Below are 12,986 nucleotides of genomic sequence, written 5' to 3' on the forward strand. Positions count from 1 at the left end.
ACAAGGGGTGCATTCCGATGAGCCGAAAGTGGTTGGAGAAAGAAACCCCGATTTGGGTGGAGCGGGGCATCGTTACCCGCGAGCAGGCAGATCAGCTTCTAAGCATGTACGAAACGAAACAGCATGCCGTCGGCCTGCTGCCGATCCTCGGAAGCATTTTGGTCGGACTGGGCATTCTCAGTTTTATAGCAGCCAACTGGCAGGATATCCCGCAGCTTGTCCGCCTTGCCATGATCGTGCTGCTGATGATCGGTTTTTACGCCGGAGGCGAGCTGGCGCTGCGTCGCGGTCACGATAAGCTGGGCATCGCGCTGATCAGCCTCGGGGTTGTCAGCTTCGGTGGAGGCATCGTGTTGATCGGCCAGATGTTTCACTTGGTCGCTTACAACGCGGGAACGTTTATTTTGTGGGCGTGCGCGGGAATGGTCGCGACCTTTATATACCGCAGCCGTTACTTGTATTTGCTAAGCCTGCTTCTCTTTGATATCGCCCAATGGTACGGCGTGGCGGAATTCGGTTCCTTCAGCTATACCGCATTCGCGCTTCTGGTTGCCGGTCTCGGATTGTACGGCTGGAAATGGCGTCATCCGCTGCTGATCTGGTGCTTCAGCTTCAGCGTAACGGTGCAGGCGCTGATGTGGGCGATCGCCGCGGACGTACCGTTCCTCTGGATGTTTATTCCGGCCATGGCGCTCTACGTCCTCGGCGATTGGCTGAAGGACGAGCGTCACGGGGGCTATGCGCTGCAGACGGCTCCGCTTGCCGCAGCCTTTATTTTCGCGATCGCCATGGTGATGATCGGACATGAAAGAGGGGCTGTCGATGACGGCTGGCTACTTGCCCAACCGCTCTATTACTTCGGGGCGCTCCTCCTTCTTTTTGCCATCTCGCTGGCCGGCAAGCTGCGAAACGGCCGGGCCTCCAGCGCCTTCGAGTGGATTTTGCTCGCACCGTTCGTTTACCTGCCTTCCGGCGTCGACGTTCTGTATCTGCTTGCGCTCTTTTTCTTCTCGCTGTACGTGCTGTGGCGCGGCTATGCGGAGGAATGGCGGTTCAAGATCAACTTTGGGACGGTTCTGTTCATCTGCAGCACGATGGTGGCTTACGGCAAGCTGACCTGGGATTTTATGGACAAATCGCTGTTTTTCATTCTCGGAGGCTGTATCCTGATTGGCCTCAGCTGGTTCCTGAACCGGCGGAAAAAACGGTTTTTCGACGATACGAAGGAGGGGAACGGACATGTCTGACAAAGCTGTTACCGGCGGCAGCCGGCGTTCTCTGCTTAAGGTCGTCGTAGTCCTGCTGCAGACGCTTGTGCTGATCGGAATCGCCCTTTCCTTCTACGCGATTGGCTGGTTCGGAAAAGACATCCGCGTCCGAACGGTGCCGGTGGACCCGCGCGATTTGCTGTACGGCGATTACGTTACCCTCGGCTATGACATCAGCCGTCTTGACCCGTCGCTGTGGAAGGACACGGCAAAGAAGCCGGAGAAAGGCCAACCCGTCTACGTGGTTTTGAAGCCGGGAACGGACGGCATTGCCCAGCCGGTGGCCGCATATGGCTCGAAGCCCGCGGTGCAGGAAGGCGAGGTTGTGATGAAAGGCCGGATCGACAATAGCTGGAGGGAAGAGATTTTCGTCAAATACGGAGTCGAAAAATATTACGTGCCCGAGGGGACCGGCAAATCGCTTGAGGATAAGGCCAGCCGGTTGATCGTGCACATGAAAGTGGCCCCGTGGGGTCAAGCAAAAATCGAAGGGCTCGAAGAGCGGTCGTAGCGCCGCGGCGATGAAATGATATAAAAAAACTCGGCTTCCCGCTGTCCAGGGGAAATCGAGTTTTTTGCTTTTTTGCAGCTGAGGCAAGGATTTAAAGCTCCGAGGGTTCCGGCAGATGGCTCAGCTTTTCCGGATTGTTCACAAAATACATCGTCCGGATCCGCGTACCTTCGAATTCGAATAATATGGCGATGCGGGAGCGGGAGCCGTCAACCAGCAGCCCGGCTCCACCATTGAACGAAACGGTGACGCTCCGCGTCAGGACGGTGCCTTTGGACGCTATGCCGAGCAGAAAGGCAGCGATCCGGTCTGCGCCGAGAATCGGCCGGAGCGCCGCGCGCACCTTGCCTCCGCCATCGGAGTGCAGGACGGCATCCTCCGTCAGCAGATGGATGAACTGAAGCACGTCTCCCGTACTGACCGCCTTCAAAAAGCTGCGGACGAGCGATTCCGATTCCGGGAGGCGGGGCTGAGGGGGCAGGGCCGCCTCGGGATGCAGCTTTTGCTTCAAACGGCTGTAGGTTTTCCGGCAGGCGGCTTCGCTTTTGTCCAGCATGTCGGCGATTTCCTTATAATCGTAATCGAACGCTTCGCGCAGGACGAATATCGCCCGTTCAACCGGGTTCAACTGCTCCAGCAGCAGCAGGAAGGCGAAGGAAATGTCGTCATTTCGAGCCGCCTGCAGCAGCGGGTCTTCCTTGTCCGAAGTTTGCAACGGCTCGGGAAGCCACGGGCCGACATACACTTCCCTGCGGGAGCGGGCGGATTTGAGCTGATCGATGCAGCGGCGGGTAACGGATTTGCACAAATACGCCTTCGGGTTCTGAATCGCGCCCGGGTCCGTGCGGGATACGGCCAGAAACAGATCGTGGATGATGTCCTCCGCTTCGGATACCGTCCCCAACATCCGGTATGCGATTGAAAACAACAGCGGTTTATACTCGGTATACCAGTCTTCCAACGGAAGCTGTGTCATTGGCGGATTCTCCTTTGCGGTAAACATCGAACTGCCGGGTTCGGCGCGGTTCGCTCGTAAGAAAATAAGACGAGACGGCGGGCCGGTTTGTGACAAGTCCTTTCATTGTAGCACGGATCGCTTTCCGCCGGCAGGGAAATCCGAGGTACTTGCAACGGACGCCGGACGCTTTTAGAATGGGGGTAGCTTAGACGAGCCTGCGAAGCGGAATCGGGAAAGGAGCGGATTAGCCGCTATGGACAAGCAAGAGATGACGCAGCCGAAGAAGAACGGGCTTTCGGATTTGCTGTTGCTGGACCGTTCGCAAGACGTAACGGAGCAGGACGTGCTGTATCCGTTTGCGCTGGAGGAGCTGCTGTGCAAGCAAGTGGGTGAAGGCGGGGCGCCGCTGTGCCATCTGTGGCGTCACCCGCGCGCGTTCGTCATGGGGCTGCGCGACAGCCGGCTGCCCGGCGCGGCGGAAGCGGCGCGGCATCTGGAAGCGCAGGGCTACAACGTCGCGGTCCGCAATTCGGGCGGGGCGGCGGTGCCGCTTGATCTGGGCGTCGTCAACGTGTCGTTGATCATGCCGAAACGCCGGGCCGGGGAAATCGACTTCCGGGACGACTTCGAACGGATGTTCGAGCTGATCCGGCTGGCGCTTCAAGCGACCGGATGCGAAGTGCGCAAAGGGGAAATTGAAGGGGCCTACTGCCCCGGAGATTACGATCTGAGCATCGGCGGCCGCAAATTTTGCGGCATCGCCCAGCGGCGACAAGCCCATGCGTACGTCGTGCAGGCGTTCGTTATTGCCGAGGGGGCCGGGGCGGAGAAGGCGCGGCAAGCGCGCGAGTTTTACGAGCGGGCCTCCGCCGGGGCGCAGAATATCGATTTTCCGCGGGTGACGGCCGACAGCATGGCCAGCTTGGAAGAGCTGACCGATTTGGGCAACGGCGCGGCGCTCAAGTTCATCGAGGCGGTGAAGCGGGTCGTGCGCGAGCGGCAAACCCCCGAAGGGATGGAGCGGGCGGCTGCGGGACTGTGGGTTCCGGAACCCTCCCGGGTGCGGGAAATGGCGGCCCTGCTCCGCGAACGTTACGGTATTCGCGGGAAGGGGTCCGGCGAATAAGAGGGTCTGTAACGGACTTTTAAGCCAAAAATCGCTTCAGCATGCCCGGCAGTTCATTTTGCCAGAAGCCCCAAATGTGTTTTCCCGGCTTTTCTTCATAATGCAGCGAACAGCTTCTCGTGACGAGGAGCTGTTTTGTTTTGCGGTTCGCCTCCACAAAATCGAACGTGCCGCGCTCCGTCGTCACTTCCGTTTCGTCGAGTCCGATAACCATGGACAGCTTCAGCCACGACAAGTCGTCCTCGGCTTCGATCCGCTCTTGCGTCGCTTGTAAAAATGCGCCGGATAAGGATATAACTTGGCAAAAAAGGCTACGATAATCTAAGGCAAGATGCAGCGATACGGTGCCTCCGAGGGAATCGCCGGCCAAAATCCGCTCGTTCAAATCCGCGCGGACCGGGTAATGATCTTGTATAAACGGAATCAGCTCCTCGGCAAAAAACGCGCAGTAAGCGGCGAAACGCTCTCCCTCGGGCGCGTACTCGGAAGTGCGGACCGTTTTGTCCACGTCTACGCCGACGATGATGGCAGGCTCTACATTATCATCGAAAATAAGCCGGTTCATCGTTGTAGCAATTCGGCCGAAATTAAAAAAATCTTCGCCGTCCTGGCAATAGATAACAGGATACGACAACAGCTCGTTGTAGCCTGGCGGAAGGTAAACGCGCAAGGATCTTTCCTGCCCGAGCGCGCTGGAAAATACGGTTTCTTTTACGATGGTGCGCTTGTAGTACAAGCTGTCGTCCATGTGACAAACCTCCCATTGTATTATAATAGTTTTATGGATTTTATTAATCTGTATTATTATTTTTTATAAACTGTTATATACGTCTAATCGAAAAGAAATCATATTTTACAAGTATGTTCTTGTGCAATTCACTAAAACAGGTTTATAATAATACTATAACAGAAACACCCCAATTTCGACATCCCTTCAAAATCTATCGCTGAGGTGAATATGGAAATGAGCAAGCCTTATGTTGTAGGCGTACAGGAAGTACAGCCGTTGTCCGTTCTGGGCACCGACGGTACCGTTACGAATCCCGAAGCTATGCCGAACCTGACGGATGACCAATTGAAAGAATTAATGCGCCGCATGGTGTTCACGCGCACGTGGGACCAGCGCGCTGTCAATTTAACGCGTCAAGGACGCCTCGGATTTTATGCGCCGGTTTCCGGCCAGGAAGCAACGATGGTCGGCAGCGAATTCGCGCTGAACAAAGACGATTTCATCTGCCCGGGCTACCGCGACATGCCGCAAATCGTATGGCACGGTCTGCCGATGTACCAAGCGTTCCTTTATTCGCGCGGACATCAGCACGGCGGACAAATTCCGCAAGACGTACACGTTCTTATGCCGCAAATCATCATCGGCGCGCAATATTTGCATGCAATGGGCGTGGCGATGGCGTTCAAACAGCGTGGGGAAAAACGCGTTTCCATTACGTACACCGGTGACGGCGGATCGTCCGAGGGCGATTTCTACGAAGCAATGAACTTCGCGGGGGCGTTCAAGCTGCCGTCGATTTTCATGGTGCAAAATAACGGCTACGCCATTACGACGCCGTTCTCCAAGCAAACGGCTGCGCTTTCTGTAGCGCACAAGGCGGTTGCTGCCGGTATCGAAGGCGTACAAGTAGACGGGATGGACGTGCTCGCGGTTGTGAAAGCCGTTCAAGACGCAGCAGAGCGCGGCCGCAAGGGTGAAGGCGCGACGCTCATCGAGGCGATAACTTATCGTTTCCTGCCGCACTCCATGTCCGGGGACGACCCGTCCAAATACCGCACGAAAGAAGAAACGGCTGAATGGGAGCTTAGGGATCCGCTGAACCGCTTCCGCGCGTACCTCGTTTCCAAAGGCTTGTGGTCCGAAGAGGAAGAAGCCAAAGTCGTCGAGGATGCGAAAAACACCGTCGCTGAGCAGATCAAGAAGGCCGAAGAAACGGAAAAAATGACGGTGCCGGGCTTGATCGACAGCATGTTCGAAACGACGCCGCAGCATTTGGAAGAGCAAAAAGCGGATTACTTAGCGTAAAGGGGAGGAACTTTCAGCCATGGCTCAAATGACAATGATTCAAGCGATCAAGGACGCGATGCGAGTCGAGCTTCAGCGCGATCCGAACGTGGTCATATTCGGGGAAGACGTAGGTAAGGTCGGCGGCGTATTCCGCGCAACGGAAGGTCTGCAGGCCGAATTCGGGGAAAACCGCGTATTCGATACGCCGCTTGCGGAATCCGCGATTGGCGGGATGGCGGTCGGGATGGCGATTCAAGGCTTCCGTCCGATCATGGAAATCCAGTTTGTCGGCTTTATTTTTGAAGCGTTCGACCAAATCGCCGTACAAGCTGCGCGCATGCGCTACCGTTCCGGCGGCCGTTACAACGCGCCGATTACGATCCGTACGCCTTTTGGCGGCGGCGTTAAAGCGGCGGAGCTGCACACCGACCCGCTGGAAGGGCTGATGGTGCAAACGCCGGGTATTAAAGTTGTTGTGCCGTCCAACCCTTACGATGCAAAAGGGCTGCTCATTTCGGCGATCCGCGACAACGATCCCGTGTTCTTCATGGAGCATCTGAACTTGTACCGCTCGTTCCGCGCGGAAGTGCCGGAAGGCGAATATACGGTACCGATCGGCAAGGCGAACGTCGTTCGCGAAGGATCGGATGTCACGATCATTACTTACGGCGCCATGGTGCACACTTCGCTCAAAGCGGCCGAGGAGATCGAAAAAACGCGCGGCGCGAAAGTCGAAGTGATCGACCTGCGTACGCTGATGCCGCTGGACATCGACACCATCGTCGAGTCGATCAAGAAAACGAACCGTGCGATCGTCGTGCAGGAAGCGCAAAAAACCGCAGGTATCGCTGCGGAAGTGATCGCGCAAATCAACGAGAAGGCGATTCTGCATCTCGAAGCGCCGGTGCTGCGCGTAGCGCCTCCGGATACGGTGTATCCTTTTGCGCAAGTCGAGGATCAATGGCTTCCGAATCCGGCTCGTATCGTTAAAGGCCTGAATCAAGTATTGGATTTCTAATATTTTACTAAGACGCAAGGACGGTGAGCGACCGATGGCAAACTTTGAATACCGCTTTCCCGAGCTGGGCGAGGGCATCCACGAAGGCGAGATCGTGAAATGGCACGTAAAACCCGGCGATACGGTAAATGACGAAACGATCCTGATGGACGTTCAAAACGATAAATCGACGGTGGAAGTACCTTCTCCGGTAGAAGGGAAAATCATCGAGCTCAAGGTCTCCGAAGGTACGGTATGTACGATCGGCGACGTGATCGCCGTCATCGAAGTGACCGGCGAGGTGCCGCAGCAGGCCCATGGCCACGGCGAAGCGCCGAGCGCTGCACAGGCGGCGACTCCGGCGGCAGCGCAAGCGGAAGCTTCGGCTGCGCAAGGCGGCGCAGACGCAGAATGCGCGGTTGGCGGCGCCGTAGCGGCGAACGTGAACGCCTCGAAGCTGGATACGCCGATGGCCGGCGGTGCCCAAGCGGCAGGCGGCGAGCGCGAAGTGCTCGCGACGCCAAGCGTGCGCAAGCTGGCGCGCGAGAAGGGTGTCAACATCGCGGAGGTACCCGCGACAGGCAAAAACGGACGCGTGACTCGCGAGGACGTGCTCGGCTTCACACCGGGCGCCGCGCCGAAAGCGGCTGAAGCGCCGGCGGCAGCGGCTCCGGCAGCAGCGCCTGTCAGCGGCGACCGCGAGGAAGAGCGCGTACCGCTGAAAGGCATTCGCAAGGCGATCGCGAATGCGATGGTCAAGAGCGCTTATACCGCTCCGCACGTGACCCTGATGGATGAAGTCGACGTGACCCGTCTCGTCGCGCTGCGCGAAAAAGCGAAGCCGGTTGCCGAGAAGAAGGGCGTCAAGCTGACCTACCTGCCTTTCATCGTGAAGGCATTGGTGGCGGCGGCCCGTCAATTCCCGGCGATGAACGCCATGATCGACGAAGAGAAGCAGGAAATCGTCTACAAAAAGTACTACCATGTCGGCATCGCGACGGATACGGACAACGGCTTGATCGTACCGGTTATCCAGGACGCGGACCGCAAAAATATTTGGACCATTGCCGGCGCGATCAAGGATCTTGCGGTGCGCGGCCGCGAAGGCAAGCTCGGTCCGAGCGAGCTGAAAGGCTCCACAATCACGATTACGAACATCGGCTCCGCCGGCGGCATGTTCTTTACGCCGATCATCAACTTCCCTGAAGTGGCGATCCTCGGAACGGGCCGCATCAGCGAGAAGCCGGTCGTCAAAAACGGCGAAATCGTCATCGCTCCGGTCATGGCGCTGTCGCTCAGCTTCGACCACCGCATTATCGATGGCGCTACGGCTCAAAACTTTATGAACTATATCAAGCAGCTGCTGGCCGATCCGGAACTGCTTGTCATGGAGGTGTAATCCAAGATGGTAGTAGGAGACGCATCGGTTGAAATTGACGTTCTGGTCATCGGAGCCGGCCCCGGCGGTTATGTAGCCGGTATCCGCGCAGCTCAGCTCGGCAAAAGCGTGCTGATCGTGGACAAATCCGAGCTTGGAGGCGTGTGCCTGAACCGTGGCTGCATACCGTCCAAGGCGCTGATTTCTGCGGCGCACCATTACGAAGTGATTAAGCATGCCACGTCGATCGGGATTTCGGCGGATAATGTGACCGTCGATTGGGCGAAGATCCAAGAGTGGAAAGACGGCATCGTCAAGAAGCAAAGCGGCGGCGTAGGGATGCTGTTGAAAGGGAACAAACTTCAAATCTTTAACGGCGAGGCGCTGTTCATCAACGAGCATGAAGCGCGCGTCTTCAACGATAACGAAACGGCACGCTATCGTTTCAACCACTGCATTATTGCGACCGGCTCCCGTCCGATCGAGCTGAAGGCATTCCCGTACGGCGGACGCATTCTGTCGTCGACCGAAGCGCTGTCGCTTAGTGAACTGCCGAAGAGCCTTGTCGTCATCGGCGGCGGCTACATCGGTATCGAGCTGGGACAAACGTACGCCAAGTTCGGCGCGAAAGTGACGGTGCTGGAAGGCTCCGACTCGATCCTGCCGGGCTTCGAAAAAGAACTGTCGCAGCCGGTGGCGCGCAACCTGAAAAAGCTCGGCGTCGAAGTAGTTACCGAAGCGATGGCCCAAGGCTGCGAGCAAACGGACAAGGACGTAACGGTAACCTACACCGTTAAAGGCGAAGAGCATAAAATCACCGCGGACTACGTGCTGGTTACCGTCGGCCGCCGTCCAAATACCGACGGCGACTTGTCGCTGGAGCTTGCAGGCGTACAGGTCGGCGAACGCGGCTTGATCCCGGTCAACGAAAAATGCCAGACGAACGTTCCGCATATCTACGCGATTGGCGACATCGTACCGGGCATGGCGCTCGCTCACAAAGCTTCGTATGAGGCGAAAGTGGCGGCAGAATCCATTGCCGGACTGCCGAGCGTTGTGGACTACAAAGTCATTCCGGCCGTCGTCTTCTCCGATCCGGAAATCGCCGGCGTAGGCCTCAGCGAAACCGAGGCGAAAGCCAAAGGCATCAATGTGTTCACCGGCAAGTTCCCTTACGGGGCGAACGGCCGCGCGCAATCGATGAACGTCACGGACGGCTTTGTGAAGCTTGTCGGCGACAAAGACACCGGCCTTTTGATCGGGGCGCAGGTGGTCGGCGCGGAAGCATCCAACCTGATCGCGGAGCTGACGCTCGGCATCGAGATGGGCGCTACGCTTGAAGACATTGCGATGACGATTCACGCGCATCCGACGCTTGGCGAAATCACGATGGACGCCGCCGAAGGCGCGCTCGGCCATCCGATTCACCAGCTGGCAAAAAAATAAATCCACATAACCAAAAACCGAGGCGATACCGGCTTTAGAGCTGCGTCGCCTTGGTTTTTTTATTTCAAAATGATTTCCGACGATTGATTTGAAACTAAAAGCCTACTCCCAGAGGCATATTTACTTATAAGTATTAAAAGGTAGTATTAAACTATAAAACCATAATTTTCAATTTGTATTTGCGGAACGAAGGAACACGGACAAGGCGCCGTCCGTTTCCGATACAACATATGCAGTTTAACGGTTTCCAATTTAAGAGGAGGGAGTTTTGAAATGAGCTTTGGCTTTCAAGGGCAAGGGTTAAACAAAATAATTGCCATACTTCTAAGTGCGGTTTGTTTCACGGGCATGGGCACGAGGGAAGCTTTGGCCTCGCCCTATCAGACGTATTGGGATTGCAGCGATAACCTTTATGACTGTCAAGCAGCCGATCTTGTGCCTGAACTTGCACAGCTAGCGCACACTGTTAGACTCTATATTTCCGAAGGGAAGGTCATGTCATACCATTACATGGATCTCAGAACGAAAAATAGGTATGACAGTTCATACACGGAAATTTTAGTTTCATATGACGACCGGGGTCAGCAACGACAAGTTGCTTCTGTGAATGTTCCTATAGGGGGCGAAGCCGGAGGAGAACTGATTGCGCCAAGATCGGACTATTATTATCTTACGATACAATGTTATTATGGAGGCGATTGTGACGGCTCAGGTTACTTACGCACATCGAAATAATAGGATGTCGCCTTGCTAAGCGGCTTAGTCTGTTATTTTTGATACAAATTGTATCTAACGAGATGAAAGAACGCTCCCTTAGCCGATGCAGCGTTCTAAAAATTTAATAATTCGAGAGGACGGTGGATGAAATGAATCTGGCGTTCAAAGAAAAAGCGGTTCAAAAAATAATCGTAGTGCTTATCATTCTTGCGCTTTCCACAGGCTTTGGCACGAGGGAAGCTTTTGCTCGCGTTACGTACGATTGCAGCGACGAGTTCTATTCATGTCAAGGGGCATTCCTTCCCCCAGGCTATGGAGGGTCACAAACCAGAGACATTTATGTCAAGGAAGGAATGGTAATTACTTATAGCTACGTAAGCATCTATGAAAACGTTTATAGTACGACTGTTTCTCTCATGAGTCTCAATGACGGTGTCGTCAAATCCGAAGTCGTTGTGCCTCCGGAAAAAGGCGCTGGGGGATACTATACTGCAACCAGAACGGACTGGTATTCTCTTAAGTTTGAATGCGAAACGGATCATGCGATGGAATGCTATGGCGACGGTTATTTAAGAGTGCCGAATGAACCGTGAATAATGGAGCATTGGAAACGGGCCGTCCCAGCCTCAGCTTGTCGCCCGCTCCAGAGCTTCTAAATACGCAAAGGCCTCTTCGTTCGAATGGCCGCACATTTCCTCCGAGGCCCGCAGGCTGCCGCATATGGCCGGGCGTTCCGGACTCCCGAACAATCCGCAGCGGTTATCCGCCGTGAGCTGGACGCAGCGGACCCCGGCAGGCTTGCCTTCCGGCATGCCCGGAATGGGGGAAGAAATCGATATGACGATGCAGCAAGCGGCGCATCCGATCCGGCACTCCATAGGTCTTACCTCCTATTCTTTTTTGTGCTCTTACGACTAATCCTCTTATTATACCATATCCTTTCCGATTATCGGGCAGCCTGCGGGCTGTCCCTTTTCATGTCAGGAAGACACTATTAAAAATGGAAAATATAATGAAGTAGATAATTTTATCCCACCAAAGTTGAAATGTATACCTGTGACGCGTCATGGCGCGATTTTATAATAAAAGCAAGGTGAAGGTCACCGATACAAATATGGACATAGGGGGATTCCCAGATGAAGAAAAGTGTACTTTGTTCCGCAAGCGCAGCGCTCTTGCTGACCACCGTACTGGCTGGCTGCGGCAGCTCTACGCCGGCTGCGAATAACGACAAAGACAAAGGCGCGGAGGCCGGCAAGTCGACAGCCGGTACGGAGGCGAAAGCCGGCTCGTTCCAAATGACGGTGCGCCACATCAACGTCCGGGACACGGCAAAATCGACGCTCGAGCTGCTGCAAAAGGTGACGGCGAAAACGGAGCAGGAAGTTCCGGGACTCAAGCTGAACCTCGACGGCGTCGAAGATACCGTCAACCGCGATGTGAAGCTGAAAGCGGAAATGTCCTCCGGTAAGCCGCCGCATATTTTCAACTTATTCGGCGGTGCGGATACCCAGAACTATGCCAAAGCAGGCCATTTGCTCCCGTTGAACGATATTCTTAAAGAGCTTGGCTTGTCGGACCAATTCTACAACCTCAGTGAATTTACGGTAGACGGCAAAATCTACGGTCTGCCGGAATCGGGTTATGTGGAAGGGTTCTACTACAACAAGAAAATGTTCCAGGACGCCGGCGTACAGGTTCCGAAAAACTGGGAAGAGTTCCTCAAAGTATGCGAAGCTTTGAAAGCGAAAAAGATTACGCCGATCGCATTGGGCGGCGGTCCGGAAAGCGCTTGGGCCATCAACATGCTGGGCAACAGCTTGTTTGTCGGCTTAGGCGGTACCGAGCTGCAGGAAGGCTTCAAACCGGGCAAAACCAAGTGGACTGACGCTCCGGTTGTAGAAGCGTTCAAGCGGATGAAGGAATTGAAGGAAAAAGGCTATATCGATCCTAACGTGTTGGGGCTGAAATATGCCGAAGGTCAGGCGAAGTTTTACACAGGCCAGGCCGCTATGCTGTTTGACGGCACATGGGCGACTTCCGCAGTGCTTGACAAAGAAAAATCGACCGTGAAAGACAATGTCGGCTTCTTCCGTCTCCCGGATGTGGGCGGCAAAGGCGACGGCTACATCAACGGCGGCTGGAGTAACGGCTACGGCTTCTCCGCTCACCTGAACGACAATGAACTGAAAGCCGTGAAAACGTTCATCAAAAACTTCTACACGGTTGAAAATCAAGCCGATCAGCTCAACAAAGCGAACCGGATTCCGGCCATGAAAAACGTTAAAGGCTCGAATGACGCGCATCCGCTGGTTAAAGAAATCAGCGACGCTCAAGGGTCGTCCAAAGGCGCATTCCCGGCGTTCGACGCTTTGGTTCAGCCGAAAGTGAAGGTAACGCTTGAAACTTCGATGCAAGAGCTGCTAGGCGGACAAATCGCACCGGAGAAAGTAGCCGAACGCATGCAAAAAACGCAGGAAGAAGCGAATAAAGCCGACGGCGAAAAAAAATAAACAGCTAAACGAGGGTGCCGCCATCGCGCGGCGCCCGCATTTTGCTATCGGAGGG

At 55.2% G+C, this 12,986-nt stretch carries 12 protein-coding genes; 9 read left to right on the forward strand and 3 right to left on the reverse strand.

Annotation, left to right across the window (positions count from 1 at the left end; all coding sequences use genetic code 11):
- The first annotated feature begins 17 nt into the window (after positions 1-17).
- Both KQX66_RS28670 and KQX66_RS28675 read left to right on the forward strand, forming a co-directional pair.
- Positions 18-1,247 (forward strand): DUF2157 domain-containing protein, encoded by a 1,230-nt coding sequence (locus tag KQX66_RS28670; protein ID WP_216796268.1) that lies wholly within the window; start codon positions 18-20, stop codon positions 1,245-1,247.
- Entirely contained in the window at positions 1,240-1,779 is a 540-nt protein-coding gene (locus KQX66_RS28675) for a GDYXXLXY domain-containing protein (protein ID WP_216796270.1), read from the forward strand. The genes KQX66_RS28670 and KQX66_RS28675 overlap by 8 nt, the downstream gene beginning before the upstream one ends.
- A 91-nt stretch (positions 1,780-1,870) precedes the next feature.
- Here the strand turns inward: KQX66_RS28675 and KQX66_RS28680 are convergent, their stop codons facing one another.
- A complete protein-coding gene (locus KQX66_RS28680) occupies positions 1,871-2,755 on the reverse strand; it encodes an RNA polymerase sigma-70 factor (RefSeq protein WP_216796272.1) in 885 nt (294 codons plus the stop codon).
- A gap of 235 nt (positions 2,756-2,990) precedes the next feature.
- On the opposite strand from KQX66_RS28680, the gene KQX66_RS28685 reads away from it, so the two are divergent.
- Positions 2,991-3,863 (forward strand): lipoate--protein ligase family protein, encoded by an 873-nt coding sequence (locus tag KQX66_RS28685; protein WP_216796274.1) that lies wholly within the window; start codon positions 2,991-2,993, stop codon positions 3,861-3,863.
- A 19-nt stretch (positions 3,864-3,882) separates the two neighbouring features.
- Here the strand turns inward: KQX66_RS28685 and KQX66_RS28690 are convergent, their stop codons facing one another.
- Complete coding sequence (locus tag KQX66_RS28690) at positions 3,883-4,611, reverse strand: alpha/beta hydrolase (RefSeq protein WP_216796276.1); 729 nt, start codon at positions 4,609-4,611, stop codon at positions 3,883-3,885.
- Positions 4,612-4,827: 216 nt separating this feature from the next.
- On the opposite strand from KQX66_RS28690, the gene pdhA reads away from it, so the two are divergent.
- The 5 genes from pdhA to KQX66_RS28715 all read left to right on the forward strand — a co-directional run bounded on the left by pdhA (position 4,828) and on the right by KQX66_RS28715 (position 11,011).
- The gene (pdhA, locus tag KQX66_RS28695; RefSeq protein WP_216796278.1) at positions 4,828-5,898 is read left to right on the forward strand and encodes a pyruvate dehydrogenase (acetyl-transferring) E1 component subunit alpha; all 1,071 of its coding nucleotides are present in this window, start codon (positions 4,828-4,830) and stop codon (positions 5,896-5,898) included.
- A gap of 19 nt (positions 5,899-5,917) precedes the next feature.
- Positions 5,918-6,898 carry an alpha-ketoacid dehydrogenase subunit beta gene (locus tag KQX66_RS28700; RefSeq protein ID WP_025850255.1) on the forward strand — a complete coding sequence of 327 codons (981 nt, stop codon included), beginning with the start codon at positions 5,918-5,920 and terminating at the stop codon, positions 6,896-6,898.
- 34 nt (positions 6,899-6,932) lie between these two features.
- Positions 6,933-8,276: a dihydrolipoamide acetyltransferase family protein gene (locus tag KQX66_RS28705; RefSeq protein ID WP_216796280.1), complete on the forward strand. Its 1,344-nt coding sequence runs from the start codon at positions 6,933-6,935 to the stop codon at positions 8,274-8,276.
- 6 nt (positions 8,277-8,282) lie between these two features.
- Entirely contained in the window at positions 8,283-9,701 is a 1,419-nt protein-coding gene (gene lpdA / locus KQX66_RS28710; protein WP_216796283.1) for a dihydrolipoyl dehydrogenase, read from the forward strand.
- 866 nt (positions 9,702-10,567) lie between these two features.
- Entirely contained in the window at positions 10,568-11,011 is a 444-nt protein-coding gene (locus tag KQX66_RS28715; protein WP_216796285.1) for a hypothetical protein, read from the forward strand.
- Between the two features lie 33 nt (positions 11,012-11,044).
- On the opposite strand, the gene KQX66_RS28720 is transcribed toward KQX66_RS28715, so the two are convergent.
- Entirely contained in the window at positions 11,045-11,296 is a 252-nt protein-coding gene (locus KQX66_RS28720) for a YkgJ family cysteine cluster protein (RefSeq protein ID WP_216796287.1), read from the reverse strand.
- A 258-nt stretch (positions 11,297-11,554) separates the two neighbouring features.
- Here KQX66_RS28720 and KQX66_RS28725 point away from each other — a divergent pair, with 258 nt between their 5' ends.
- On the forward strand, positions 11,555-12,931 hold the full coding sequence (locus KQX66_RS28725) for an extracellular solute-binding protein (protein ID WP_216796289.1): 1,377 nt from the start codon (positions 11,555-11,557) through the stop codon (positions 12,929-12,931).
- Positions 12,932-12,986 lie beyond the last annotated feature (55 nt).

It is taken from the genome of Paenibacillus oleatilyticus (assembly GCF_018998565.1).
Lineage (GTDB): Bacteria > Bacillota > Bacilli > Paenibacillales > NBRC-103111 > Paenibacillus_G > Paenibacillus_G oleatilyticus.

Coding starts and splice junctions, on each gene's coding strand:
- KQX66_RS28670 (WP_216796268.1), top strand. CDS start 18: ATGAGCCGAAAGTGGTTGGAGAAAGAAACCCCGATTTGGGTGGAGCGG.
- KQX66_RS28675 (WP_216796270.1), top strand. CDS start 1,240: ATGTCTGACAAAGCTGTTACCGGCGGCAGCCGGCGTTCTCTGCTTAAG.
- KQX66_RS28680 (WP_216796272.1), bottom strand. CDS start 2,755: ATGACACAGCTTCCGTTGGAAGACTGGTATACCGAGTATAAACCGCTG.
- KQX66_RS28685 (WP_216796274.1), top strand. CDS start 2,991: ATGGACAAGCAAGAGATGACGCAGCCGAAGAAGAACGGGCTTTCGGAT.
- KQX66_RS28690 (WP_216796276.1), bottom strand. CDS start 4,611: ATGGACGACAGCTTGTACTACAAGCGCACCATCGTAAAAGAAACCGTA.
- pdhA (WP_216796278.1), top strand. CDS start 4,828: ATGAGCAAGCCTTATGTTGTAGGCGTACAGGAAGTACAGCCGTTGTCC.
- KQX66_RS28700 (WP_025850255.1), top strand. CDS start 5,918: ATGGCTCAAATGACAATGATTCAAGCGATCAAGGACGCGATGCGAGTC.
- KQX66_RS28705 (WP_216796280.1), top strand. CDS start 6,933: ATGGCAAACTTTGAATACCGCTTTCCCGAGCTGGGCGAGGGCATCCAC.
- lpdA (WP_216796283.1), top strand. CDS start 8,283: ATGGTAGTAGGAGACGCATCGGTTGAAATTGACGTTCTGGTCATCGGA.
- KQX66_RS28715 (WP_216796285.1), top strand. CDS start 10,568: ATGAATCTGGCGTTCAAAGAAAAAGCGGTTCAAAAAATAATCGTAGTG.
- KQX66_RS28720 (WP_216796287.1), bottom strand. CDS start 11,296: ATGGAGTGCCGGATCGGATGCGCCGCTTGCTGCATCGTCATATCGATT.
- KQX66_RS28725 (WP_216796289.1), top strand. CDS start 11,555: ATGAAGAAAAGTGTACTTTGTTCCGCAAGCGCAGCGCTCTTGCTGACC.